Consider the following 22,680-nt stretch of genomic DNA (forward strand, 5'->3'; position numbering starts at 1 on the left):
ATTACGCGGCCTTAGGGAGCGAACCCCGTGGCTGCGGACGCTGGGAGAGGGAATAGATGGGTTTGGCTGTTGTTGCGCCGGCCTGAAGCTGGAAGCGGTCGACCTGCTCCTCCAGCGTAACGGCCGTGGTGCGGAGAGACTCGATTCCTGTGGCAGTGGTAGCCATCTCAACCAGGTTGTCGTGGCTGAGGGAGTGGATGGAGTCGAGACTGGCGCTGGACTGGTCGGCGGCGGCGGCCTGCTGGGATGCGGCGATGGCGATCTGGGCGATCATCTTGTCGACGCGCTCGGCCATGCCTATGATTCGCTCGAGCGCCTCTCCGGCCTGATTGGTGGTGACGACGCCCTGCCGGACAGTTCCTGTGCCGCTCTCCATGCTGGCGATGGCGACGCGGGTTCTGTCCTGGATCTCCTGAATCATGGTTGCGATCTCGCCAGTGGCTTGCGCGGTGCTCTCAGCGAGCCGGCGAACCTCTCCAGCGACGACGGCGAAGCCACGGCCGTGGTCGCCGGCGCGGGCTGCCTCAATGGCTGCGTTGAGCGCGAGCAGGTTGGTCTTGCGGGCGATCTCGTCGATGACGGTGACGATCTGCGAGATGCGCTTGGAGTCCTCGCCGAGCAGGCCGACGGTCGAGAAGGTCTCGCTGACGGCCTTGGCGATGGAGTGCATGGAGCCAAGGACCTGCTTGACGATGTCACCGCCTTCGCGTGCCGTCTGGGCGGCGGAGCGGGCGGTCTCGGCGGCAGACTGGGTGTGGCGCGAGACCTCGGCGATGGAAGCAGACATCTCCTGCATAGCGGTAGCGGCCTGCTGCGTCTGCTGGCTCTGCTGGTCGATGCGGCGGTGGATCTGGTCGCTGGCGGCGCGCATGGACTGCGCACTGCCTGTAAGCGAACCTGCCGTCTCGACGACAGTGCCGATGATGGAGCTGAGGCTGGACTGCATCTTCTGCATCGCGGTGGCGAGGGTCCCTATCTGGTCGCTGCCGTAGAGATGGTCAAGCTCTCTGCCCGTGAGGTCGCCATCGGCGATGGCGTCGGCGCGCTCAGCGACTAGGCTGATGGATTGCGTGATGCGGCGGGCGAGCAGCACAGAAATGACGCCGCCGATGATGGCTCCGAGGATGGTCGCGATCCAGAGGGTGTAGAGGGTCGCGGTGTTCGCGTGCTGGAGGTCGGCGATCTCCTGGTTGGCCTGCGACATCTGGGACTCGCCGAGGTCTCCGGTCATCGCAAAGAGAGACTTCTCAAGCGGATTGATCTGGTTCTGAAATGTGTCGTACGCCTGCGCGGTGCCCTGCGAGGTCTTGGATTCGTTGAGCTGTACGACCTTATCTTCAAGGCCCTTGAGAGTGATCAGCTCCTGGTCGAGTTGGTTGATACGAGTGGTGTCGTAGCCGAGATTGTACTGGCTGGCGTATTGGCGGAGCTTCGCCATGGATGCATCGGCCTGATTAATGTACTGCTCGCGCGCGGTGCGGTAGGCCGAGGCTGAGGCGGGGTCGATGCCGAAGAGCATGTAAGACTCGAGCGCGTGGATGCTGTAGAGGAGCTGAATACGGAGGTCGCGCGTGACTGCGTTGATGGGAACGTGCTGCGTGGTGGCGCTCGAGGCGAGGCGGTTGGCTTCCTGGATGCGCATGGTGGCGGTGAAGGCGCTGAGCAGCATCGCAAGGATGACGGCGCCGGTGGTGAGGCCGAGCTTCGATTCAAGTTTCATGGTCTGTCCCGTCGTTCGAATGTGAGTTGGGGTTGAGAGACTGATTAGTGGCCGTCGCTGGCAAAGTTGACGTCGACGACCATGTCGGTCGCGTCGCTGCTGGGCTCGAACTTCCAGCGTTTGACGGCATCTTGTGCGGCAGGGCCCAAGAGGGCGTGGCCGGACTCGACCTTTGCCTCTGAGACGCTGCCGTCGGGTTGCACTGTGAGGTGGAGAACGACGGTACCGCCGATGTGCATCCGGCGCGCGAGCTCGGGGTAGACCGGCGGGACGCGGGTGACGACGGTGCGGTGAGAACCGGCAGCGAAGGCATGGCCTGTGGCCAGCAGCAGGGCTCCGGACCGAAGAAGAGCAGAGAGAATGTTTGAGCGTACCAAGATGCTGCCTCCGGGTGGATTACAGAGGCTGTATCGGCACGAGTTCAGTGTGGCTTTAGAGCGGTTGAGCCTTTCAGGCGGGGGTGAGGATGGCAGCGAAGGTGAGGTTTTCGGCTGGGCTACCTGTGCGTTGCTTCCACGTGAGGAAGAGGGCGCCGTAGCTGTCGGTGAGGCAGGTGGCGGGATCGATGCCCAGGTCTACGAGGGTACGGTCGATCCATGCGGGTGGGCCTTCGAGCTCGGCGTAGGTGCCGATGGGGGTCTCGTCGAGGACGAGATGCGGGGTGGTGCCGGTGTCGGGGTCGAGGGTGGACCATTCGGTGCGGTACTTCTCGTAGATGAAGGCGGGGGTGTAGCCGAGCTGCTCGAAGATGTGTCCGAGGGCTTCGCCGTCGGCGACGGTGGTTTCGGTCTCGATGCGGACTTTGTAGCGGGAGGGTTCGGCGGGGTTTTCGGTGCCGTTCGTGCGCTTGTGGGTGACGGTCCAGGTGGGGCCGTACTTGCGAATGCGGAGGATTCCGCGCCGGGCGCGAAGATCGCGGGCGGGGGTGTCGTAGAGGGTGTTGTGCTCGAAGGTGCGGGGAGTTTCGAGATGGAAGCCGAGCTGGGGAAGGCGAGATTGAAGAGCAGCTGGGTCGGAGACGGGGAACTTGAGTTCGATCTCGGCGTTCTGCATGGGAGGAGTATACGGCGGTATGCGGTGTGTCCGCAGCGAATAGGATTGAGATATGTCCAGGGTAAAAACGGAGCGGTTGGCGGGGAAAGAAGGATTGCTACGGGCGGCAGAGCTGCTGCGGGCGGGAGGGACGGTCGCGTTTCCGACCGAGACGGTGTACGGGCTGGGAGCCAATGCGCTTGATTCGGCAGCGGTTGGGAGGATATTCGCGGCAAAGGAGCGGCCGGGATGGGACCCGGTGATCGTGCATGTTTGCGATGAGGCGATGGTTCGACGCGTGGCTGAGGTTTCGGAGAAGGCAGAGGTGCTGATAAAGGCTTTCTGGCCGGGACCGTTGACTCTGTTGTTGCCCCGGACGGCGGCTGTTCCGGATGCTGTGACCTCGGGGAGGCCGCTGGTGGGAGTTCGGATGCCGCGGCATCCCTTGGCGCTGGAGTTGATTCGACAAGCGTGTGTTCCGGTAGCGGCGCCGAGTGCGAACCGGTTTGGCAGGACGAGTCCGACGAGGGCGGCGCATGTGCTGGCGGATCTGGATGGTCGGATCAATGCGGTGCTGGATGGTGGGCCAACGGAGGTGGGGGTGGAGTCGACGGTGCTGGATGTTGATGCGGGGATGATCTACCGGCCGGGAGCGGTTACGGCTGAGATGATCTCGAAGGTGGTGGGTGAGGTGGAGGTGTTTTCGGAGGGCGCGGTTTCGGAGGGACAAAGACCTCAGGGACTGCCTTCGCCGGGGGTTGGGTTGCGGCACTATGCTCCGCGGGCTCGGCTGGTGCTGGTGGCTGCGAGTGGGTTGGGGGCGGCAGTGCGCGCGGGTGGCGAGAGCGTCGGTGTGATGCTGCCGGATGGGTGGGATGCTGCGGGGGCTCCGCATGTCTTTGCCTGGGGGCCGTGGGGGGACGGCGAGGTGCTGGCGCGGAGGCTGTTTGCCGGGCTGCGGGCGTTAGATGAGGCAGGGGCTCGAGTGATTGTTTGCCCTGTGCCAGAGGGAGATGGCGTGGGGGTAGCTTTGAGGGATCGGCTTACCAAAGCCGCTCGGGCGAAGTAAGAGAAAGGCGGATCGCGCAGTCGCGCGATTGTATGGGGCACCCGGTTTTCTTGGCTGCGCATTTCCTCAGAACCGCAACGCTAGAATGCTCTAACGAGCGTCGGCGAGCTGGGCAGCGTAGGCGTCGAGGGAGAGTGAGCGGAGCAGGTTGCGTCGCATTCCGCTCCAGACCTGGTCTAGGCCGCGGGTGGCCTGTTCGATCCACTGAAAGGAGACGGAGGCTGCGATCTTTTCAAGCTCGCCGCGGAGGTCAGTGTTGCGGAGGAGCTCGGGCGTGCCGGATTGCAGGAGGAGGACGTCTTCGAGGAGGAGCGAGAGGGTGCGGAGGAGTTCGGCGGTCTTCTGCTGGCCTTCGGCCCCGGCGCGGTATGTCTCGGTCATCTTGAAGAGTGCAGTGTGGTCTGGGTCGGCGACGGCGGAGCGTAGAAAGATGAGGGCGTCGGCGCGGGCGGCGGTGTAGGCGGCTAGATCAAAAGACAAGGCGCGGCCGGCGGCTCCCTGGGAGAGGCGCGCGATGAGAGAACGCTGTTTGGGTGCGACGTCGGGGCGGCGGTCGGCGAGAAGCATCTCGATCTCCTCGACCGGGAGGGCTCCAAGGCGAATGAGGGCGCAGCGGGAGCGAATCGTGGGGAGCAGATCGCTGGGGTTCTCCGCCAGGATGATGATGTGGACGGTGGCGGGCGGCTCCTCGAGCACCTTGAGGAGAGAGTTGGCGGCCTCCTTCATCATAGCGGAGGCGGTGAGGATGAATATCTTGCGTGGGGCTTCGCCCGGCAGCGTGTGGGCGCGATGAATCAGCGTGCGGACTTGGCCTAGCTTGATGAGGAGCTGCGGCGGGTCGGGCGGCAGGATGAGGACGTCAGGGTGAGGCTGGATGAGGACGCGGGTGTCTTTCTTGTCGGTCTCGCGGAGTTCTTCGCGGGCGGCGACGGCTTTGTCCACTTCTTCGTCGAGGTTTGCGGCGGTGGCGATGCGAGTGCAGTTGGAGCAGGCGCCGCAGAAGGAGGCCAGCGACTGACCGCTCGACCAGAGGTCACGGGGCTGGCGCTCGCACTCGACGGCCATGGCGAGCATGAGGGCGAGAGTGTATTTGCCCGCCCCTGCAGGTCCGGCAAGGATGAGCGAGTGGGGAAGGCGGCCGTGGGCAATGGCCGTGCGAAGGTTCTCGACGGCGCCGGTGTTGCCGAGGAAGTCGTTGAAGGTGGCGGGCGGGACAGGTGACTGCGTCATCGGGGCTCTTCTGAAAGGATAGCGGATTGGGCAGGGCGGGCGCGTGGCGCGGCGCTTTCTCTGAGCCCAGTGCTGTGGATTTAGAGTCTCTATTCGCTGCGGAGGGTGGTTCCATGATTGGGAAGAGTTACCGGCCGCATTGCTGCTTTAGATTGCTGTTTCTATTGCTGCCATTGCCTGTGGTAGCGCAGAGGCAAGTGAGTGAAGTGAGGGCGGATGGTCATACGACTCCGATGCTGGTGTACGACGCAGTGAGGGCGGGAAAGGGCTGCGCTCCGTTGGCTGTGATCTCTCACGGCGCCGGTGGGACCGAGAATGGGTACGTCTACCTCGCGCGGGCGATGGCACAGATGGGCTACACGACGGTTGTGATGGGGCATCGGGAGAGCGGGCCGGAGGCGATGAGGGTCGATATTCTAAGACATGTGCCAGAAGCGGTTGAGAGCCGCAAGACTGAGCAGGCAAGGCTGCTTGACGTGGGTGCCGCGCTGAAATGGGCTGATGAACAGTGCAGGTCGCCGTTTCGTGTTCTGCTGGGGCATTCGATGGGGTCGGAGACGGTGATGCTGGAAGCGGGGGCGAAGAACATCGTCGGCGTGACGTCGCCGCCTTCGGGGCAGGACCGGTTCGATGCGTATGTGGCTTTGTCACCAGAGGGCCCGGGTAATCACTTTCCCGATCATGCATGGACGAAGATCCGCAAACCGGTGCTGGCGCTTACCGGGACGCAAGATCTGGCGCTGAATGGGAGAGGGTGGGAGTCGCGGCTGATTCCGTGGAAGGAGATGCCGGGGAGCATAGGGAAGTGTCAATGGATGGCTGTGATCGATGGGGCGAAGCATATGAACTTTGCCGGCGCCGGTGCGGAAGCGGGTCACGTGAACGCTATGGCCATGGCGACCGTCGGAAGCTTTCTGGACGGAGCGCGCAAAGGGAACTGTCCGCTGCCCGCGGTGAAAGCTGGGATGACAGTGCAGGCGAAGTGATCAATGTACGAGAATGTCTTCATGGATTCTGTACGGATGGACAAGTGGCTTTGGGCTGCGCGGTTCTTCAAGACTCGCTCGCTGGCGGCGCGGGCTTGTGAACTGGGTAGGATTGAGACGAATCAGCAGCCTGCGAAGGCCTCGCGCGATGTTCGCGTGGGTGACAGTCTGAAGGTAAGAAATGACAGCGGCGAATTTGTGGTGGAGGTTCTGGGGCTGAGCGAGGTGCGTGGTCCTGCTACGGTTGCGCAGACCCTGTATCACGAGACAGAGGAGAGCAAGGAGCGGCGGATGAAGATGGCGGAGGCGTTCAAGGCGATGCCACAGTACGAGTCATCGTGGGAGAGTGGGAGGCCGACGAAGCGGGATCGCAGGGTGATGAGCCGGTTTCGCGGGCGTGGGTGATTCGCTTGCCTCAGGCAGCAGCGATTCGTTGTACGAGATCATCCTGTTCGCGGCGTGATTCAGCGCCGATGGTGAAGGCGTCGAGAACCCCGGTGCCGAGAGCGTAGCGGATTGCTTCGGCAGGGCGGTCGCGCATGTCTCCCTGGCCGAGGATCTTCATACCGATGATGCCCTTGCCGTCGGCGCGCATCTGCTTGATGACTTTGATGACGGTGTCGGGGCTGGCGTCCATGTGGGAACCGATGGGATTGAGCCGGACAAGATCGATCTCGACCCAAGGCGAGGCTGCGGCGGCGCGGAGGGCTTCGATTGAGTGGCAAGACACGCCGTGAGCGCGGATGACGCCTTTGTGTTTGGCTTCGGAGAGAACGTCCATGACGCCCTGGTAGCGCGTGGTCCAGTCGGCTTCGGTGACGCAGTGGATGAGGACGATGTCGATGGTCTCGACTCCGAGCTCGCGACGGAAGCGTTCGAGATCTGCGCGGACTCCGGCGGGGTCACGGGTGTCGGTCTTGGTGAGGATGGTGACGTTTTCGCGGGGGAGTTGTTTGACGGCGGCGGCGACGTTGGGGTGGCTGCCGTAGGAGTCGGCGGTGTCGAAGAAGCGAAGGCCGTTCTCGTGGTAGCCGTCGAGCAGAAGGCGAGTAGAGGTGCTCATGCCGAGGCGGGTTTGATTCGACGCCCCTCCGAAACCTATTGTGCCGGTTCCCATGGCGAGGCGGGTGGTACGGATGCCAGTGCGGCCGAGGGTGACTTCGTCGTGGGCGCGGTAGTGCTGCGGGAGTCTATCGAAGACGAAGGGGGCGGCGTTGGCGGCGCGGGTCGCGAGCCATGCTGCTCCGAGGCCCCGGGCAGTGCGGCGAAGGAAGTCTCTGCGGAGCATGGATGCCTCCTCTGTTGCCGCTAGGATACGCCGTTTCTGTGGGGCGGAAGATAGTTTTGCCGTGTAATTCTCACTGTGCATGCAGAGAAAATTTGACTTGTTGCTGCAACTCAATGAGGGTTGAGAAGATGCATCTCTATGAAGGAGGTTTGGTATGCGATTGAAGAGTGAGAGCTTTGGCAATGGCGCTGTGATTCCGGGGGAGTTCTGTTTTGCCGTGATCGCCCCGAAGAGCCACACTGCGCCAGGGAAAAATCGCAATCCGCATCTGGCGTGGAGCGATGCGCCGGCAGGGGCGAAGTCGTTTGCGCTGATCTGTCATGATCCAGATGTGCCGAGCAGATTCGATGAGGCAAACAAGGAGGGACGCAAAATTCCGGCTTCGCTGCCGCGTGTGAACTTCTATCACTGGCTGCTTTGGGATATTCCAGCATCGACGCGGGAGATTGCGGCGGGAAGCCAGAGCGATGGGATTACTCCGCATGGAAAGAATGGGCCGGAGGCTCCCGGAGGAATGCGGCATGGAATCAACAACTATTCAGGCAGAGAAAAGAAGCATTACGGGTACGATGGGCCTTGTCCTCCGTGGAATGATTCGATTATTCATCACTACCACTTCACGATCTATGCACTCGATGTGGAGCGGCTTGATGTGAAGGGCGAGCCGACGGCCGAGAACGTAAAGGCTGCGTTGAAGGGGCATGTACTGGGCGAGGCGAGCGTAATGGGAACCTATTCGCTGAACCCCGCGGTTAGTGGCTAGTTAGTGGTGAGCGCCCGAAGAAAGCGATAGTAAAAGTCGACACCACTGTCGAAGGAGGAGATGCGAACGCGCTCGTCACGGCCGTGAGCTCTCACGTCATCGACATCGATAGCTACACCGTTGATGCCATAACTGGGCATGCCCGCTGCTATGGTGTAGACGCTGTCGGAGGCTCCGGTTTCCATCTCTGGGAGAATAGGCAGACCAGGGTGCATCTCAGCGACGACTTTGTTGAGGGGACCGAAGATGTCAGGACGCAGTGGCGGCGGCACTGGTGAAACGCGATCGGTGCCTCTGTCTAACAGATTGCCGGCGTTGTCCTTGTATTGCACGGTGACGGCGGGGTCGTCGAATACTTTGATCAGTTGCTGTCGAATCTGTTCCTGGGTGTAGCCCGGCAGAATACGGCAGTTGACGTTGGCTCTTGCAAACTGTGGAAGGGCGTTGGTCGCTTGTCCCGCTGAGAGCATCGTTGCCACGCATGTAGTGCGTAGGATTGCGTTGAAGCGCGGGGTCTCCGACAGGCGGGCTATGGCCCGGGAATCGGGCGGGTTCTTGAGAATGGCGCGCATATCGGCTGCCTGTTGGCCAGTGGAGAGGGTAGCAAGCATTTCGAAATAGGCGCGGGTGACGGCGTTGAGTTCGAAGGGGAACTGATACGTTTCGAGACGGGAGAGGGCGTCGGTGACGTGGTAGATGGCGTTGTCACGCGTGGGAAGCGAGCTATGGCCACCTGGGTTCTTCGCGGAGACCTCGAAGTCCCCGTAGAGTTTTTCGGTGGCTTCGACACCCATTACTACAAGTCTGCCCTTCTCGGAGTCGATGCCACCTGAGTCGGGATTGATCGTCGCCTCGGCGCTGACGAGGTCGGGGCGATGCTGAAGGAGCCAGTCGACGCCGTTGGATTTACCTCCCTCTTCGTCAGCGGTGAGCGCGAGGATGATGTCGCGGTTGGGGATGAAGCCCTCGCGTTTGAGACGAATGAAGTTGGTCACGAGAATGGCGTCGGAGTCCTTCATGTCCTGTGTGCCGCGGCCGTAGAAGTAGCCGTCCTTCTCGACGAACTGAAACGGGTTGGTGGCCCATTCGGCTTGCGGTGCTTCGACGACGTCGAGGTGACAGATGATGAGAATGGGCTTGAGGGTAGCGCCCGGCGCTGAACGATAGCGCGCGACCAGGTTCTGCTTGCGCTCGTTGGGACCGGCGAGTACAAGATTTGCGGCCGGGAAGCCAGCGTCGAGGAGCCTTTGCCGCATGGCCTCAGCTGCGGCCGTGACGCTGCCGACAGAGTCGGTTGTGTCGATCTCAATTAGCTGCCTGAAGATGTCGTGAGAGAGCTGTCTGGCGGCGGGGTCGATATTCTGCGCATGCAGACTTGCAGCGGCGAGAGTTGTGGAAAATAACAATATCCGGGCAATGGAGAAGGGACGACGGTGCAGGGTCTTGCGCTCGACTCTGTGTTGTGTTGCCTCTCGCATGGTTGGTAACCCTCCCCTATCTTAAACATGCAAAGTATTCAAATAAAAACACTTAGCTCTGGATTCAGGCTGCAATTTAAAGTGCCAAAGCCCGGCTGCAATGGCCGGGCTTTGTTAGCTTTCCTGAATTAAGACTAACAGGTGCGTCAAGAAACGGATTGTGGGAAAGGGTGCTGCGCTGGACGCTGATGAGATTCTTGCTTCAGGGTTGGTATTGCCACAGGTCATTGAGGTAGACGACCGAGGTACCGGTAATGATGCCGTCGCCGCCGAATATAAAAGGGGTGCCAGAGGAATCGACCCAAACGGCTTCACCAATACGCCCTCCGGGGGTATTGCCGGTCGCGGCTACTCCCTGGGTACCGTAGTTTCCGGGTGCATCCCTAAGATTGGAGCCATTGACCCAAGTCCATTGACCGTTACTGAATTTCCAGAGGTCATTGAGGAAGCCGATATTTCGGGTAGCGTCGCGCGCGTTGCCGCCGAACAGCCAAAGAGCGCCATCGCTGGTCGTCCATGTGGCAGCGGCGACTCGCGCTCCTGGTGTGTTGGCGGCTGAGGCAACTCCCTGAGTGCCGTAGACTCCGGCTTGATCAGTGGCGCTCGAGCCGGCCATCCAAGCCCATTGGCCATTGCTGAATTTCCAGAGGTCGTTATGGAGAGTAAAGGTTGCAGGAGACCCATTGCGTCCGGTTTTGCCGTCGGTTCCGCCGAAGAGCCAGAGAGCACCTGAAGTATCGACCCAGCCCGAGGCTTCGTAACGGCCGCTGGGAACATTTCCGGGAGCGGGAACGCCCTGGGTTCCGTAGACTCCGGGCTGGTCGGCGAGGTTCGATCCGCTGACCCAGGTCCACTGACCTGCGCTGTAGTTCCAGAGATCGTTGAGGTCGCCGAGGGCGCCAGTGGAATCGGCACCATAGCCGCCGAAGAGCCAGAAGACACCCGAGGGATCCGTCCAGCTCGCCGCATTGGCGCGGGCACCGGGAAGATTGGCAGGGTCTGGGGTTCCCTGCGTCCCATAGATGCCTGGAGTGCTCTGCAGTGAGATGCGGGGACCGCCCATCCATGTCCATTGGCCCTTGCTGTACCGCCAAAGGTCGTTGAGGTACTCGCTTCGGCCGCTGCCGTCGATGCCGAGGCCGCCGAAGAGCCAAAAAATTCCAGCTTTGTCGATCCAACTGACGGCGGAGATGCGGGCTCCGGGAATATTTCCAGGGGCGGGGGTCCCGAGAGTACGTAAATTCCCAGCTGGTTGTACTGGCTGGAGCCGCCCATCCAGGTCCATTGTTGGCCGGAGCTATATCGCCATAGGTCGTTGAAGAGGCTATCGGAGGAGGAAGAAGGTGCTGCGGTTCCGCCGAAGAGCCAGAAGTTTCCTGAGGTGTCGGTCCAACTGACCTCACCGTACCGGCCAGCGGGGATGTTCGCAGCGGCAGCAACACCGAGGGTTCCGTAGGTGCCGGACGGATTGGAGACGTTAGAACCTCCGACCCAAGCCCATTGATTGCGCGACTGAGCGGGTGTTGGTGGTGCGGCAGGAGTGGAGGGAGTTGTAGTGGAAGTTGACGGTGTGCCTCCTTCACCACATCCCGTGAATAGCACGGCAAACATGAGGACAAACAGGGGAAGTCCGTTGGGCAAAATCATGGTTGCTCAGTGTTCCTCGATGCGGATTCTACATGGAGCGAGCATCAGCCACGCTTTTTTGAGCGGCGAATTTCGACAATTTCATCGCGGCGTGAGTTGCATGAGCAGAGGGTCGCGGGGTCGAAGGGTGATCTTCGCTTGTGGGACAGGCGGAGTATTGCCCATGTAGCTCATGCGCCAGCGCTGTGCGATGGTGGCGATGGCGAGGACGCCTTCCATCCAGGCGAAGCTCTCGCCAATGCACTGGCGGCTGCCTGCTCCGAAGGGAAAGTAGGCGAAGCGCGGACGAGCGGCTTTGTTCTCGGGTGTGAAACGGTCTGGATCGAAGCGCAGAGGGTCGGGGTAGAACTCCGGTGTGCGGCTCATGATGTATTGGCTCATGAAGAAGTGCGCGCCCGGTGGAATGACGTATGGGCCAAGGGTGACGGGACTGGTGGACATGCGACCCATGGCCCACGCAGGCGGGTAGAGACGCATGGATTCGGCGAATACCTGCTCGGTGTAGCGAAGGCTGGGGTAGTCGGCGAGCGTGGGGAGGCGGTGATGGTTCTGAGGTAGAGAAGCAGATCCCTTCGACGGGCTCAGGGCAGGCTCCTCCGCTGCGTCTCCGCTTTGCTCCGACTTCGGCCGGGATGACATCTCTGAAGAAGATCCAAGGACAGCATCGAGTTCGGCGTGGAGTTTTGCCTCAACATCTGGGTTCTGTGAGAGCAGGTACCAGGTCCACGTAAGGGCGTTGGCGACTGTCTCGTAGCCGGCGAGGAAGATAGTGAGGACCTCATCGCGGATCTGCTCATCGGACATGCCGGTTGCGTCGTCATCGCGCGAATCGATCAGCATCGAGAGCAGGTCGCCTTTGTCGATGCCCTCGGCTTTGTGTTCGACGATCAGGCGTTGGACGACGGCGTCGAGACTGGCCTTGGAGCGGCGGAATTTGATGATGCCCGGGATGGGGAGGTGGAGGAAGCTCTCCATGCGCGGAAAGGCGACGAGGAAGTTGTAGATGCCCATGATGGTGTTGACATCGTCGTTGATGCGGCGGATGTCAGCGGTGACCGCAGTGTTGAAGAGGGTGCGGGCGACGATCTCGAGCGAGAGAGCCATCATGGCGGCGGAAATGTCGATAGTCTCGCCAGGCTGCCATCGGTCGCAGTGATGTGCGGAGATGGCAACGATCTCATCGGCGTAGGCAGCGATGCGCTGACGATGAAAGGCAGGCGCGACGATGCGGCGCTGGCGCATGTGGATGGGGTCGTCGGAGGTGATGAGGCCTTCGCCCAGGAGGATCTTCATCCGGCGGACGGTGCGCTCTTTGACGAAGGCGGAGGCCTGGGTGACGAGAATCTCGCGGATGTAGTCAGGCTGATTGAGGAAGATGATGGGCGTGCCCATAAAGCGGTAGTGGGCGATGGGGCCGTAGGTGCGGTGGAGATGCTCGAAGAGGCGGATGGGCTCGCCGAGCTTGACCCAGGGTTTGAGGGCGTAGAACTGTAGCGAGTGCGGCAGGCCAGGAGGGAGCTTCCACTGCTTGGAGGTCATGAGGCTGTGACGGGAGTGAGGCGGGCGGCGACGACCTCCCGGATGCGGGCTTCGATCTGATCGATGGAGGCTTCATCACGGATGGCAACGACTCGATGCGGCTCGCGTGCGGCGATCTCCTCGTACTTGGCGTAGATGCGGCGATAGAAGTCGTCGGACTCGCGCTCGAAGCGGTTCTCGTCAGTACCACGTTGCTGAACGTTGCGCTGGTTTCGGCGGCGGGCGCGGTGGAGGGAAGACTCCAGCGGCGGCAAAAGCAGGATCGTCAGGTCGGGTTGGAGATTGTCGCACGCGGCGCGATGCATCTCAAGGATGCGTTCGCTGCCTAGCTGGCGGCCGCCGCCCTGGTAGGCCTCGGAGGAGTCGGTGTAGCGGTCGCAGAGCACGATGTGGCCGGAGGCGACGGCGGGGAGGATGATCTCAGCGATGGACTGAGCGCGGTCCGCGAACATGAGGGCCATCTCGGCGGCGGGTGCGATCGGGCCAAACGTGGCCTCGGAACGGGAGTCGAGGAGGATGGAACGGATGCGGTCACCGAGAGCGGTTCCGCCTGGCTGGCGGAGGGTGACGACGGTGCGGCCTTCGGCCTCAAGCGTGGCGGCGAGGCGGCGGAGCTGGGTGGTTTTGCCGGAACCGTCGAGGCCCTCGAACGTGATGAAGAAACCGCGAGACATAGAGACAGGATAAAGCAGCGGTTGAAAGCTTCGAAGGATGAAGCTCAGGGTCTGGAGGTGAAGTGCGGCTGCCAGTGAGCACCGTCGGGGGAGATAGTGATGGTGAGCGGGCCTTCAGCTCCTTCGTGAAGCGAGGGGCCGTCGAATTTGTGCTCGTGGTTGGTGGAGTCCGTATAGGTAAGCTTCATCTTTCCCTCGCCCAGTACCTTGAAGCGGTAGTGAAAGTCCTGGCCGGGCGCGAGAGACTGGGCTCCGAAGCTGGCGCTGGGGTAGTCGACCTCGATGAGCTGAATGGGCTGAGAGGTTTGATTGGAGACGGTGGCCTCGACGTAAGGGGAGTGGCATCCGGCAGCAACGAGAAGAGAAGACAGCACGAGAAGGCGGGACAGACGCATACAGGCTTTAGGGTATCAGGGCGCGAGAGTGTCAACGTGTCGACATGCTCACAGTGTGAAGTTCCATTTTCCGGAATAGCTGAGCTGCTCCGGCCGGCCAAACAGCAGATCCTTCGACTGCTCAGAAAATCTTCGATTCCCCTAGGCGTAAAAGGCAGGGGAGCGGTCGAGGATGCGGGCGGTGAGGACGACTCCGGGGCGGCTGTCGTGGAGCGTGATGGGGAAGGCTAGGACGCTCCAGGTGACTTTCTGCTCGTTGGCGCAGGGGATGGTGAGCAGGCCGCGGCGGGTACGATCGATGTAGGTCTCGCGGCTGTGAGCTACAGTCTGGAGGATCTCGCGCCAGTCGCGCATGAGCGTGGGCATCTCGTCGAAGACGCAGCGGCCGGGGAACCAATCGCGGGGCTGGCCAAGGTAATCGGCGGCTGTGTCGTTGCAGTAGAGCCAGACGCCGCGGTCGTCGAAGATCTGCACGAGGACGTCGGAGCCGATGGCAAGCGAGATGCGCGAGTAGTAGAAGTCTCTGGCATCGACGACCACGGGAGCGCCGCGGCGTTTGGCTTCGAACGAACTGAGGGCAAGGAGAAGATCGTCGACAGAGCTGTAGCCCTTGAGGAGGTGCATGTCCTCGACGCCGCCGAAGGAGCGGTCGAGCGTGGCCGAGAGGATGATGATGGGGACGTGAGGGCGGCGGCGACGGAGATAATGCGCGGCCTCAGTGCCGAACTGGCCGGAGCCGAGGTGGTAGTCGAGCACGGCGATGTCGATGGAGTCGAAGTGCTCCATGGCTTCCTCGATGGTGGAGACGGGGAGGCAGTGGTAGCCGTGCTGGCGGAGGATGGCGCAGCGCACGTGCAGATTTACCGGTTCATCGTCGAGCAGGAGGACGCGAACGTTGGGAACGCTGACTGTTGCTGTCTCCGGGAGTTCGGGCGGGTCGGCCATCGGTAGAAATAGGATGCCCGGTCGGCTACGAGAGTCAACCGGAAAATGGTTACTTATGCGGGGATTCTGGCTATTGCTTCGACTGGGACTTCAGACCCCTCAGCAACTCGGGGAGCCTGTTGATGAGAGCGACTGAGCGGAGCCACTGGCGGTTGTCGATTGCGGGGTAGCCACTGACGACTTTGCCGGGCTCGACGTCGTTGGGGATGCCGCTCTGAGCGGTGGCGAGGGCGCCGTCACCGATGGTGCAGTGTCCGGCGACGCCGACCTGACCGGCAAGAATGACATTCCTGCCAACGGTCGTGGAACCGGCCAGGCCGACCTGGGCGCAGAGAAGGGTGTCCTTGCCGACGGAGGAGCCGTGGCCGACCTGGACGAGATTGTCGATCTTGGCGCCAGCGTGGATACGGGTTTCGCCAATGGAGGCACGGTCGATGCAGGCGAGGGCCTGGACCTCGACGGCGTCTTCGAGGACGGCCGGGCCGGACTGGAGGATCTTGTACCAGGTTCCGTCGGACTGCTTGGCGAAGCCGAAGCCGTCGGCGCCGATGATGGCCCCGTTCTGGAGGACGACGTTGTCGCCGAGCCGGCAGTGCTCGCGGACGACGGCGTGGGCGTGTGCGAAGAGGTTGTTGCCGGCGCGGACGTGCGGGTAAAGGACCACATGGGGCAGAATGACAGCGTTGTCGCCGATGACGACGTGATCTCCGACGACGACATACGCCCCGATGTGAGCGTTGGCTCCGATCTTTGCCGTGGGAGCGACGACGGCAGTGGGGTGGATGCCGGGGGGATAGGCGGGCGGCTGGTAGAAGAGTTCGATGGAGCGGGCGAAGGCGAGGTAGGGGTTGTCGATCCGGAGTGTGGCAGCGGTGATCTTAGGAAACGAGGGCTCGACGAGAACGGCGGAGGCGTGAGTAGTTCGGGCGAGGGCGGCGTACTTGGGATTGGCAACGAAGGTCAGGTCGCCAGGAGACGCTGCGTCGATGGCGGCTACGCCGTTGATTGTGAGGTCGGGGTCGCCCTCAAGGGTGGCTCCGAGTCGATAGGCGAGGTCGGCGAGTTTCATGGAGGCGATTTTACTGGAGGTGGGCCATCGCTAGTTGGGGCGGGTGTTTGGCGGCAGCGGCGCGTTGAAGAGGTCCTCCTGAAGTGACGGGAGCGAGGAGGATGGGAGCGGCTTGCGGCGGGATGGGGTGGTAATGACGGCGAGCAGTTGCAGTTCGGTGACGGCGGCGCGAGGGACGTAGATGCGCTGGGTGTTCGAGCGGGTATCGGGCGGAGTGAGGAAGAGACCGGCGTCGTTAAGCATGTCATCGAGGATGGTGGCGTCGATGGGGGCGAGGCCTTCGAACGGGTCGGTCTCCTCTCCGCGGAAGGTGAGGCGAAGCCAGAGCCCCTCGGTGCGTGGGCGGGCCAGAAAGGTTCGCCGGGTCAGGCGCTCGGGGTTCGCTGTGTCGTTGAGATTGAAGTCGCGGACGTAACAGATGTGCTTGATGTCGCTGAGGGGGAGGCTGACGACGCGGCCTGTGAGGTCGAGGAGGTCGATGGTGCGTCCGGAGGGCAGGCTGCGGACGAAGCCGGAGAGAGGCAAGTAACCGGCGAGGGTGTCTCCGATGAAGCGGCGCACGATGACTTTTTTGTGGGCGGAGGACATGGGGCTGGGCGGATTGTCGCACGCCCAGGGGCGCAGGTGTCGGAAAAACCTGAGTTCAGAGTAGTCAATTCAGCAACGCTGTGTTACATTCAGCTTTTGTGTTTCCGTTGGATGTTCTTTCTAAGCGGTTGATTTGTTGCGGCTTATGGTAGGTTTCCTACGCGGCGGATCCTGTTTAAGACCGGCTCGGAGTTAAATACAAGAGAATATGGCCGATTATATCTATCTGCTTGAAAACAGGCTTTCGAAGCCGCAGCAGGCGGCGCTGAAAAAAGTTAGGGAAGTTGCTCGTTCAAAAGGGCTTACGACCTTTCTTGTAGGGGGAGCGGTACGCGACCTGACGAGCGGCTCTCCGGTGCGAGACCTTGATGTAGTTGTTCAGGGTACTGCGCTCAAAATAAAGAAAGATATAGAAAAAGCCGGCGGCGAGATCAGCGGGGACTCGGAGCTGACGCAGTCGTTTTTTGTTCGGTTCCCGGGTGGAGTCCGGATGGAGATTGGCGGCACGCTGACGGTAACGTATCCAAAGCCGGGCAAGCCGGTGTACAAACCCGCGACGATCCTGGACGATCTGCGCCGACGGGACTTTACGGCCAATGCAATGGCGCTGTCGCTGAACGAGGGGTCGTATGGGCTGCTGATGGACCCTCTGAACGGGGTGGCCGACATCGAGAACCGCGAGCTTCGGCTGGTGAGTCCCTACGGCTTCATCGAGGACCCGGTGCGAATGATACGGGCGGCACGACTCATGGCCCGGTTGGGTTGGCAGATGGACGAGAGAACCCAATCCCGGTACGAGACCGGCAAGCAGGAGGGCTACATCTCTGCGATGTCAGCCTTCCAGCGGTCATACGAACTGGAGGAGATCTTCCTCGAGGACGATCCGCTGCGGGTGTTGAAGCGGCTAGAGGCCGAGGGGTGGATGAAGCATCTGAACCATTCCGTGAGCTCGAGCAAAGCGAATGTGGCAGAACTGGATCGCCTGCGGGAGACGCAGGCGCAGCTCCATATACAGGGAATCGATGCGGATATTTCGTTGGCGAGCTTCCCGTTGCTGACGGCGAAGATGCCTCCCAAGGACGTGGCTGCGCTGAAGAGGAGCTTCCCGCGGCGGGCGTTTGTGGAGGAGATTGAAGCCCTGGACAAAGAGGCCAGGGAGTTTGCGGCTCAGTTGACAAGCAAGAGCGCAGCGCTGCCGTCGCAGGCGTGGAAGCTGATTCACTCGGCGAGACCGGAGGTTGTGCTGTGGGCGGCCCATACGGGCAAGGGCGCGACGATTCAAGGAAAGTTCAAGGCCTTCTACACGGAGTGGCCGCAGGCGAAGCAGAAGATTCCGTACGCGTTGATGCAGGAGATGCGGATTACTCCGGAGCTTGCCGGGTATGACGAACTGGTAGAGAAGCTTTTCTTTGAGCTGATGGATGGCAAGCTGGGAACGGTTGAGGCGATGAAGGCCTTCCTTGAACCATATTCTCCGCCGGCTCCTCCGCCGCCGGTGCATCTGCGCCGGGCTCGCGCGGCCAAGAAGGAGCCTAAGGTGCCTAAAGTTAAGAAGAAAGCTGAAGTCGAAATCTCGACCGCAGCGGCTTCGGTGGCTGTGCCTGTTTCTGAGGTCGCTGCCGCGGCTAAGCCGACCGGTAAACCGGCTAAGGGAGAGGAGAAGAAGCCCGCGGTTCCAGCGAAGGCAACTGCTCCGGTAAAGGCTGAGGCGAAAAAGCCGGCGGTGCCAGCTCCTAAGGCGGCCGCTGCGGCCAAGGCTCCGGCTAAGAAGGCTGCGGCTGTCGTGAAGAAAGTTGCAGCTAAGAAGGCTGCCCCGGCCAAGAAAGCCCCAGCCAAGAAGGCTCCGGCAAAGCCGGCGAAGAAGGCCACGCCGCTAAAGAAGGCGGTAGCTAAGAAGACTTCGGCCAAGCCGGCTGAAAAAAAGGTTGCAGCGAAGCGACCGACTCCGGCCAAAAAGGCTCCCGTAAAGAAGAGGCGGTAGCAGGCAGTCGATTTCAAGCAAGAAGGCCCTTGACTACGTTCAAGGGCCTTCTTGCTTTGCATTAGAAACCGGTTATTGATGGCGCCGCAGCATGGTCACACCCGCGACGAAGATGCCTGCGGCGGTAAAGGCGAGCAGGACGATGGCGTGGCGGTAAGCTCGTTGCGTGGACGGGGGAGTAGACGCAGTGTTGTCACGGCACTGGGTGCAGCCTTGAGCGTGAGCGGTCACGGCGGGCGTGGCAAGGCATAGCAGCAGTAGGAGGCTGGTCAGCGTTGATCGGATTGAGGAGAGGCTGGGCACTATTGGAAGAAGGCAAGGAGAACGAAGAGGAATGTCCAGAAGATACCCATTGCGTGCCAGTACCAGGCGGTGCAGTCGACGAGGATCTGGCGGGTCTCGAGCAGGTGCGAGGCGCTGAGACCGACGAGCGTTGCCACCAGAGCGCTTACTCCGAGAAAGAGGTGTATGGCGTGGGTGTACGTGATGAGGAAGAAGAAGTGGCTGCTTGGGTTTGAGCGGAAGAATACGTGCTGGAGCGCGAGCTGATGCCAGGCCATTGACTGACCGGCGAGGAAGACGAGCCCCAGCAGCAGCGTGGCCGCGACCCAAGGCAGAGCGCGGTGCGTGATGGGCTTGCCGAGGCCGAGCCACTCGTCCATGACGTCGTTTTCACGGAACATGTGGCGGCGGGCGATCTCCATGGCGACTGAGCTCAGGAGGAGGATCGCGGTGTTGAGCCAGAGGATGGGAGGAATGGCGGTGGGAAGCCACTGATTGACGTAGTTGTTGTAGGCGTCGTAGTGGCCCGTGCCCTGGGCGACAAAGAAGGCACTGACGATGGCGATAAAGAACATGAGGTCGCCAGCGAGCGCGAAGAAAACGGCCATGCGGTAGCGGCTTAGCTTTTCACGCGGGCCGCGGCGTCCCTGGGGACGGTCGTTCCAGCTGTCGTTGTCGCCTCCGCCGCCGGTCCGTTTGTCGGTTGGCGGACGACGCCCGTGACCGCCATCGTGATCGTCGAGGCGGTGTTTTTTCTCTCGCTCCGTATTGATCGGCGTAATGGTCGGGGGCATGGCGGCCTTTCAACTGGCTGTGTGAGGGTATAGATTACTCCGATTTTGACTCCGGTGGAGAGTCGTCGTCAGAGACCCACTGCGGGAGAAAACCTTCCTCGTGATGGTTTGACGAAACATAGTGACATGGAGCGCGGTAAACGACGATCTGCTCCTCTGATGCCGAGGCAGGGGCGGCGGGATGCAAGCCCGGGTGCCACTCAAGTGTGGTCGCTTGCCAGGGGTTGGGCGGAGCGGGAACTCCACGACGAAGACTGCGGATGAGGTTGAAGAGGAAGATGAGCTGAGCGGCGGCCAGCAGAATGGCGCTGGCAGTGATGTGGCGGTTGAGAGGGAGCGTGGCCGAGAGGAGATGGCCAGCAGGGCTGAGCGCTCCTCCTGGGCCTGGGACACCGGTTAGCTGCGCGTAGTGGCGAGGCTCTCCAGCGAGGCCGGTGAAGTGCATGGGGACAAACGTCGAATAAGCAAAAACGAGGGTGAGCCAGAAGTGCCAGCGGCCCATTGTCTCGGACATTATGCGGCCAGGCTGGCCAGCGCGCGCGGTGAGGAGCGGAAACCAATAGTAGGTAGCGGCGAAGAGTCCGAAGACGCCGGCCATGGCCATGATGAGGTGGAAGTGGGCGACGACAAAGAAGGTGTTGTGGAGGTACTCGTCGAGGATGGGCTGGGCGAGGACAGGGCCGGTGAGGCCTCCGGTGATGAAGAGGGAGACGAAACCGAGGGAGAAGAGCATCGCGGTGGTGTACTGCGGGCGGGAGCGCCACACGGTCGCAATCCAGCCCAACACCTTGGCTGACGCTGGGAGCGCGATGGCCAGCGTAGTGACCGAGAAGGCAGAGCTGGCGAAGGGGCTCAAGCCGGCGACAAACATGTGGTGTCCCCAGAGCAGGATGCCGAGGCCGCCGATGAGCAGCGTGGTGACGATCATCATGCGGTAGGCAAAGACTTTTCTGTAGGAGAAGTTCGCTAGCAGCATTGACGTCAGTCCCATACCGGGGAGGATGGCGATGTAGACCTCGGGGTGTCCGAAGAACCAGAAGAGATGGAGCCAGAGGAGTGGGCTGCCGTTGCCAGGGCGTCCCGAGACGTGGAGGGCTCCGTTGACGAGGTCGCCAGTGGGAAGGAAGAAGCTGGTTCCGGCATGGCGGTCACAGAAGAGCAGCAAAAGCGCTGCGAGGAGCACCGAGAAGGCGATGATGCTGAGAAGAGCGGCGGTGAACCATCCCCAGACAGTGAGCGGGAGGCGATTCCAGGTCATGCCTTCGCAGCGCATGCCGGTGATTGTGACGAGCGTGTTAATAGAGCTGATAGTGGACGCGATGGAAAAGATGGCAATGGCCGCGAGCCAGATGTCCATGCCGGCACCCTGACCGGGGCCTGCACTGGAGACGGCGCTGAGGGGTGGGTAGGCGGTCCAACCAGAGATGGCGGTGCCACCTGGGACGAAGGGCGAGGCGAGCAGAGTCACCAACGCAAGCGCGGTGAGCCAGAAGCTGGCGGCATTGAGGCGGGGGAAGGCCATGTGGCGGGCACCGATCTGCGCGGGAAGGACAAGATTGCTGAAACCTGCCTGCGGAGCCGTGGTGAGAACGAAGAAGAGCATCAGCGTGCCGTGCAGGGTGACGAGAGCGAGGTAGTCCTCCGGCAGGATCGGACCGTGAAGGGGGAATCGCCAGTCCGGCCAGACGAGGTGAAGTCGCATGACGAGCGAGAGCAGCGTGCCAACGGCAACCGTAATGAGCGCGAGGGCGAGGTACTGGCGGCCGATGGTTCGATGGTCTGTGAAGGAGAAGCGAGGACTTATGGTCCAGGGCTCAGGGCCGGGTTTGGCTGCAGGCTGGGCCTGGGGCCTGGCTTGCGGCGCTGGGTTTTGCCTGGGTGTCATGGCTGGACCGCCTTTTGTCTTTGGGCGAGCCAGGCAACGTATTCCTCCTGGGAGACGATGCGGAGGGTGGCATTCATGCGGTAGTGCCCGAGGCCGCAGAGTTGGGTGCAGAGAATGGCGTATGTCCCAGGAACGGTAGGGGTGAAGTGGATGTGAATGGTGTCGCCGGGAACGGCGTTCTGCTTGAGGCGTAGCTCGGGAATGGAGAAGCCATGGATGACATCTTCGGCGCGGAGGCGGAGATCGACCTCGCGGTTCGCAGGAAGGACCAGTTCGGAGGTGACGATGTCGTCGGCGCCGTGGGGGTCTATGGGATCGATGCCGACAGGGTTACCTTCCGCGGGCGAGGCGAGTTGGGGACGTGTGACGCCAAAGATGGCATCGGTACCGGGGTAGCGAAAGTACCAGGCAAACTGCATCCCGGTGACCTCGACCTGGAGGGCGGAGGGGGAGGCTCCGGTGTATCGGGTGGCGGCCCAGAGGCGCTCGGCTTTGACCGCAAGCGCAGCAAAGAGGATGGCGAAGGCGGCGAGCGGGAGGTACTCAAGTCGCCAGAGGCTGCGGGGCTCGGAGGCGCGGCGCAGGATGAGGCCGGTAACGAGCAGGATATGAGCGAGGGTGGCGAGACCGAGGATGATCCAAAGATTGAGCAGGAGATGGCGATCGAGCGCGGGACCGTGAGCGCTCGCGTCGACCGGCAGCCACCACGAGGCCAGAATATCGGCGGCAGCATGCGAGAGAGAGGTCACAGAAACAAGGATACTGCCTTTGCTGCAATAGGACTGTTAGTTCAGATCGTCGCTTAGTGCGGAGATTGTGCCGGGAGGTCTGATTCGCTTTTCGTGCGGCACTATACTGAGTGTTTCGTGGAGGTTCGGAGAATGGCGGATGTGGACGTCCTATTGAAGCCGCGCGAGGCAGCCGCGGCGCTTGGGGTCAGTTATGCGACGGTCAAGCAGTGGATTCTGAGCGGAAAGATCAAGACGATCAAGACGCCAGGCGGGCATCATCGCGTTCCGCAGAGCGTGCTGGCTCAGATGATGAGGTCGGCGCCGAAGAAGGAACACACCGCATCGCGGGAACGGTTCCGCCGCGTGAGCGGACGCAATCAACGGGTGGGGCAGATTGTTGAGGTGAAGTTCAGCGGACTGCTGGCCAAGGTGGTGCTGCAGATTGCAGACCAGCGGATTACGTCGATCATCACGGCAGATGCAGCGCGCGAGATGCAACTTCGCAAAGGACAGACGGCTGCGGCTTTGATGAAGGCGACTGAGGTGATGATTGTACGGGTCTAGGCAGCGCCTGTCTGTGTTTT

22 protein-coding genes are annotated in these 22,680 nt (G+C 61.7%); 6 read left to right on the forward strand and 16 right to left on the reverse strand.

Annotation, left to right across the window (positions count from 1 at the left end):
• Position 1: 1 nt before the first annotated feature.
• The 3 genes from OHL16_RS03550 to OHL16_RS03560 form a co-directional block, all read right to left on the reverse strand.
• Positions 2-1,720 (reverse strand): methyl-accepting chemotaxis protein, encoded by a 1,719-nt coding sequence (locus OHL16_RS03550; RefSeq protein ID WP_263365686.1) that lies wholly within the window; start codon positions 1,718-1,720, stop codon positions 2-4.
• A 44-nt stretch (positions 1,721-1,764) separates the two neighbouring features.
• Positions 1,765-2,097 (reverse strand): energy transducer TonB, encoded by a 333-nt coding sequence (locus OHL16_RS03555; RefSeq protein WP_263365687.1) that lies wholly within the window; start codon positions 2,095-2,097, stop codon positions 1,765-1,767.
• 73 nt (positions 2,098-2,170) lie between these two features.
• The gene (locus tag OHL16_RS03560; RefSeq protein ID WP_263365688.1) at positions 2,171-2,773 is read right to left on the reverse strand and encodes a class IV adenylate cyclase; all 603 of its coding nucleotides are present in this window, start codon (positions 2,771-2,773) and stop codon (positions 2,171-2,173) included.
• Between the two features lie 52 nt (positions 2,774-2,825).
• Between OHL16_RS03560 and OHL16_RS03565 the strand changes: the two genes are divergently transcribed.
• The gene (locus tag OHL16_RS03565) at positions 2,826-3,821 is read left to right on the forward strand and encodes an L-threonylcarbamoyladenylate synthase (protein WP_263365689.1); all 996 of its coding nucleotides are present in this window, start codon (positions 2,826-2,828) and stop codon (positions 3,819-3,821) included.
• Between the two features lie 90 nt (positions 3,822-3,911).
• Here OHL16_RS03565 and OHL16_RS03570 read toward each other — a convergent pair whose 3' ends face one another.
• Complete coding sequence (locus OHL16_RS03570; RefSeq protein WP_263365690.1) at positions 3,912-5,051, reverse strand: DNA polymerase III subunit; 1,140 nt, start codon at positions 5,049-5,051, stop codon at positions 3,912-3,914.
• 197 nt (positions 5,052-5,248) lie between these two features.
• Here OHL16_RS03570 and OHL16_RS03575 point away from each other — a divergent pair, with 197 nt between their 5' ends.
• Together OHL16_RS03575 and OHL16_RS03580 are read left to right on the forward strand one after the other, a co-directional pair.
• On the forward strand, positions 5,249-6,037 hold the full coding sequence (locus tag OHL16_RS03575; RefSeq protein ID WP_263365691.1) for an alpha/beta hydrolase family protein: 789 nt from the start codon (positions 5,249-5,251) through the stop codon (positions 6,035-6,037).
• 21 nt (positions 6,038-6,058) lie between these two features.
• Positions 6,059-6,442 carry an RNA-binding S4 domain-containing protein gene (locus OHL16_RS03580; RefSeq protein ID WP_263365692.1) on the forward strand — a complete coding sequence of 128 codons (384 nt, stop codon included), beginning with the start codon at positions 6,059-6,061 and terminating at the stop codon, positions 6,440-6,442.
• Between the two features lie 10 nt (positions 6,443-6,452).
• On the opposite strand, the gene OHL16_RS03585 is transcribed toward OHL16_RS03580, so the two are convergent.
• The gene (locus OHL16_RS03585; protein ID WP_263365693.1) at positions 6,453-7,325 is read right to left on the reverse strand and encodes an aldo/keto reductase; all 873 of its coding nucleotides are present in this window, start codon (positions 7,323-7,325) and stop codon (positions 6,453-6,455) included.
• Positions 7,326-7,479: 154 nt separating this feature from the next.
• On the opposite strand from OHL16_RS03585, the gene OHL16_RS03590 reads away from it, so the two are divergent.
• Positions 7,480-8,088 (forward strand): YbhB/YbcL family Raf kinase inhibitor-like protein, encoded by a 609-nt coding sequence (locus OHL16_RS03590; protein WP_263365694.1) that lies wholly within the window; start codon positions 7,480-7,482, stop codon positions 8,086-8,088.
• Here the strand turns inward: OHL16_RS03590 and OHL16_RS03595 are convergent.
• The 8 genes from OHL16_RS03595 to OHL16_RS03630 form a co-directional block, all read right to left on the reverse strand.
• Positions 8,085-9,566: a M20/M25/M40 family metallo-hydrolase gene (locus tag OHL16_RS03595; RefSeq protein WP_263365695.1), complete on the reverse strand. Its 1,482-nt coding sequence runs from the start codon at positions 9,564-9,566 to the stop codon at positions 8,085-8,087. The genes OHL16_RS03590 and OHL16_RS03595 overlap by 4 nt on opposite strands.
• Positions 9,567-9,768: 202 nt before the next feature.
• Positions 9,769-10,851: a kelch repeat-containing protein gene (locus OHL16_RS03600; RefSeq protein ID WP_263365696.1), complete on the reverse strand. Its 1,083-nt coding sequence runs from the start codon at positions 10,849-10,851 to the stop codon at positions 9,769-9,771.
• Positions 10,852-11,294: 443 nt separating this feature from the next.
• Positions 11,295-12,752 (reverse strand): cytochrome P450, encoded by a 1,458-nt coding sequence (locus tag OHL16_RS03605; RefSeq protein ID WP_263365697.1) that lies wholly within the window; start codon positions 12,750-12,752, stop codon positions 11,295-11,297.
• Positions 12,749-13,426: a dTMP kinase gene (tmk, locus tag OHL16_RS03610; protein WP_263365698.1), complete on the reverse strand. Its 678-nt coding sequence runs from the start codon at positions 13,424-13,426 to the stop codon at positions 12,749-12,751. Before tmk ends, OHL16_RS03605 begins: the two co-directional genes overlap by 4 nt.
• A gap of 44 nt (positions 13,427-13,470) precedes the next feature.
• Complete coding sequence (locus OHL16_RS03615) at positions 13,471-13,821, reverse strand: hypothetical protein (RefSeq protein ID WP_263365699.1); 351 nt, start codon at positions 13,819-13,821, stop codon at positions 13,471-13,473.
• Positions 13,822-13,962: 141 nt separating this feature from the next.
• Positions 13,963-14,766 (reverse strand): ATP-binding response regulator, encoded by an 804-nt coding sequence (locus tag OHL16_RS03620; protein WP_263365700.1) that lies wholly within the window; start codon positions 14,764-14,766, stop codon positions 13,963-13,965.
• Positions 14,767-14,836: 70 nt separating this feature from the next.
• On the reverse strand, positions 14,837-15,835 hold the full coding sequence (gene lpxD, locus OHL16_RS03625; RefSeq protein ID WP_263365701.1) for a UDP-3-O-(3-hydroxymyristoyl)glucosamine N-acyltransferase: 999 nt from the start codon (positions 15,833-15,835) through the stop codon (positions 14,837-14,839).
• A gap of 30 nt (positions 15,836-15,865) precedes the next feature.
• The gene (locus OHL16_RS03630) at positions 15,866-16,423 is read right to left on the reverse strand and encodes a DUF6982 domain-containing protein (RefSeq protein WP_263365702.1); all 558 of its coding nucleotides are present in this window, start codon (positions 16,421-16,423) and stop codon (positions 15,866-15,868) included.
• Between the two features lie 208 nt (positions 16,424-16,631).
• Here OHL16_RS03630 and OHL16_RS03635 point away from each other — a divergent pair, with 208 nt between their 5' ends.
• Positions 16,632-18,404 (forward strand): tRNA nucleotidyltransferase/poly(A) polymerase family protein, encoded by a 1,773-nt coding sequence (locus tag OHL16_RS03635; RefSeq protein WP_263365703.1) that lies wholly within the window; start codon positions 16,632-16,634, stop codon positions 18,402-18,404.
• Positions 18,405-18,706: 302 nt separating this feature from the next.
• On the opposite strand, the gene OHL16_RS03640 is transcribed toward OHL16_RS03635, so the two are convergent.
• The 3 genes from OHL16_RS03640 to OHL16_RS03650 are packed head-to-tail and all read right to left on the reverse strand — an operon-like array spanning position 18,707 to position 22,114.
• On the reverse strand, positions 18,707-19,480 hold the full coding sequence (locus OHL16_RS03640) for a cytochrome c oxidase subunit 3 (protein WP_263365704.1): 774 nt from the start codon (positions 19,478-19,480) through the stop codon (positions 18,707-18,709).
• 34 nt (positions 19,481-19,514) lie between these two features.
• The gene (locus tag OHL16_RS03645; RefSeq protein WP_263365705.1) at positions 19,515-21,365 is read right to left on the reverse strand and encodes a cytochrome c oxidase subunit I; all 1,851 of its coding nucleotides are present in this window, start codon (positions 21,363-21,365) and stop codon (positions 19,515-19,517) included.
• Complete coding sequence (locus OHL16_RS03650) at positions 21,362-22,114, reverse strand: cupredoxin domain-containing protein (protein ID WP_263365706.1); 753 nt, start codon at positions 22,112-22,114, stop codon at positions 21,362-21,364. The genes OHL16_RS03645 and OHL16_RS03650 overlap by 4 nt, the downstream gene beginning before the upstream one ends.
• A 132-nt stretch (positions 22,115-22,246) precedes the next feature.
• Here OHL16_RS03650 and OHL16_RS03655 point away from each other — a divergent pair, with 132 nt between their 5' ends.
• On the forward strand, positions 22,247-22,660 hold the full coding sequence (locus OHL16_RS03655) for a helix-turn-helix transcriptional regulator (RefSeq protein WP_263365707.1): 414 nt from the start codon (positions 22,247-22,249) through the stop codon (positions 22,658-22,660).
• The last annotated feature ends 20 nt before the right edge of the window (positions 22,661-22,680 follow it).

This window comes from Edaphobacter bradus (assembly GCF_025685645.1).
Classification (GTDB): Bacteria; Acidobacteriota; Terriglobia; order Terriglobales; family Acidobacteriaceae; genus Edaphobacter; species Edaphobacter bradus.

What these genes read in the sequence shown, in the direction of transcription:
- OHL16_RS03560 (WP_263365688.1), bottom strand. Translation starts at nt 2,773, where the DNA reads ATGCAGAACGCCGAGATCGAACTCAAGTTCCCCGTCTCCGACCCAGCT.
- tmk (WP_263365698.1), bottom strand. Translation starts at nt 13,426, where the DNA reads ATGTCTCGCGGTTTCTTCATCACGTTCGAGGGCCTCGACGGTTCCGGC.
- OHL16_RS03630 (WP_263365702.1), bottom strand. Translation starts at nt 16,423, where the DNA reads ATGTCCTCCGCCCACAAAAAAGTCATCGTGCGCCGCTTCATCGGAGAC.
- OHL16_RS03585 (WP_263365693.1), bottom strand. Translation starts at nt 7,325, where the DNA reads ATGCTCCGCAGAGACTTCCTTCGCCGCACTGCCCGGGGCCTCGGAGCA.
- OHL16_RS03600 (WP_263365696.1), bottom strand. Translation starts at nt 10,851, where the DNA reads ATGGACCTGGATGGGCGGCTCCAGCCAGTACAACCAGCTGGGAATTTA.
- OHL16_RS03565 (WP_263365689.1), top strand. Translation starts at nt 2,826, where the DNA reads ATGTCCAGGGTAAAAACGGAGCGGTTGGCGGGGAAAGAAGGATTGCTA.
- OHL16_RS03595 (WP_263365695.1), bottom strand. Translation starts at nt 9,566, where the DNA reads ATGCGAGAGGCAACACAACACAGAGTCGAGCGCAAGACCCTGCACCGT.
- OHL16_RS03620 (WP_263365700.1), bottom strand. Translation starts at nt 14,766, where the DNA reads ATGGCCGACCCGCCCGAACTCCCGGAGACAGCAACAGTCAGCGTTCCC.
- OHL16_RS03570 (WP_263365690.1), bottom strand. Translation starts at nt 5,051, where the DNA reads ATGACGCAGTCACCTGTCCCGCCCGCCACCTTCAACGACTTCCTCGGC.
- OHL16_RS03645 (WP_263365705.1), bottom strand. Translation starts at nt 21,365, where the DNA reads ATGACACCCAGGCAAAACCCAGCGCCGCAAGCCAGGCCCCAGGCCCAG.
- OHL16_RS03605 (WP_263365697.1), bottom strand. Translation starts at nt 12,752, where the DNA reads ATGACCTCCAAGCAGTGGAAGCTCCCTCCTGGCCTGCCGCACTCGCTA.
- OHL16_RS03580 (WP_263365692.1), top strand. Translation starts at nt 6,059, where the DNA reads ATGGATTCTGTACGGATGGACAAGTGGCTTTGGGCTGCGCGGTTCTTC.
- OHL16_RS03590 (WP_263365694.1), top strand. Translation starts at nt 7,480, where the DNA reads ATGCGATTGAAGAGTGAGAGCTTTGGCAATGGCGCTGTGATTCCGGGG.
- OHL16_RS03635 (WP_263365703.1), top strand. Translation starts at nt 16,632, where the DNA reads ATGGCCGATTATATCTATCTGCTTGAAAACAGGCTTTCGAAGCCGCAG.
- OHL16_RS03655 (WP_263365707.1), top strand. Translation starts at nt 22,247, where the DNA reads ATGGCGGATGTGGACGTCCTATTGAAGCCGCGCGAGGCAGCCGCGGCG.
- OHL16_RS03615 (WP_263365699.1), bottom strand. Translation starts at nt 13,821, where the DNA reads ATGCGTCTGTCCCGCCTTCTCGTGCTGTCTTCTCTTCTCGTTGCTGCC.
- OHL16_RS03640 (WP_263365704.1), bottom strand. Translation starts at nt 19,480, where the DNA reads ATGCCCCCGACCATTACGCCGATCAATACGGAGCGAGAGAAAAAACAC.
- lpxD (WP_263365701.1), bottom strand. Translation starts at nt 15,835, where the DNA reads ATGAAACTCGCCGACCTCGCCTATCGACTCGGAGCCACCCTTGAGGGC.
- OHL16_RS03550 (WP_263365686.1), bottom strand. Translation starts at nt 1,720, where the DNA reads ATGAAACTTGAATCGAAGCTCGGCCTCACCACCGGCGCCGTCATCCTT.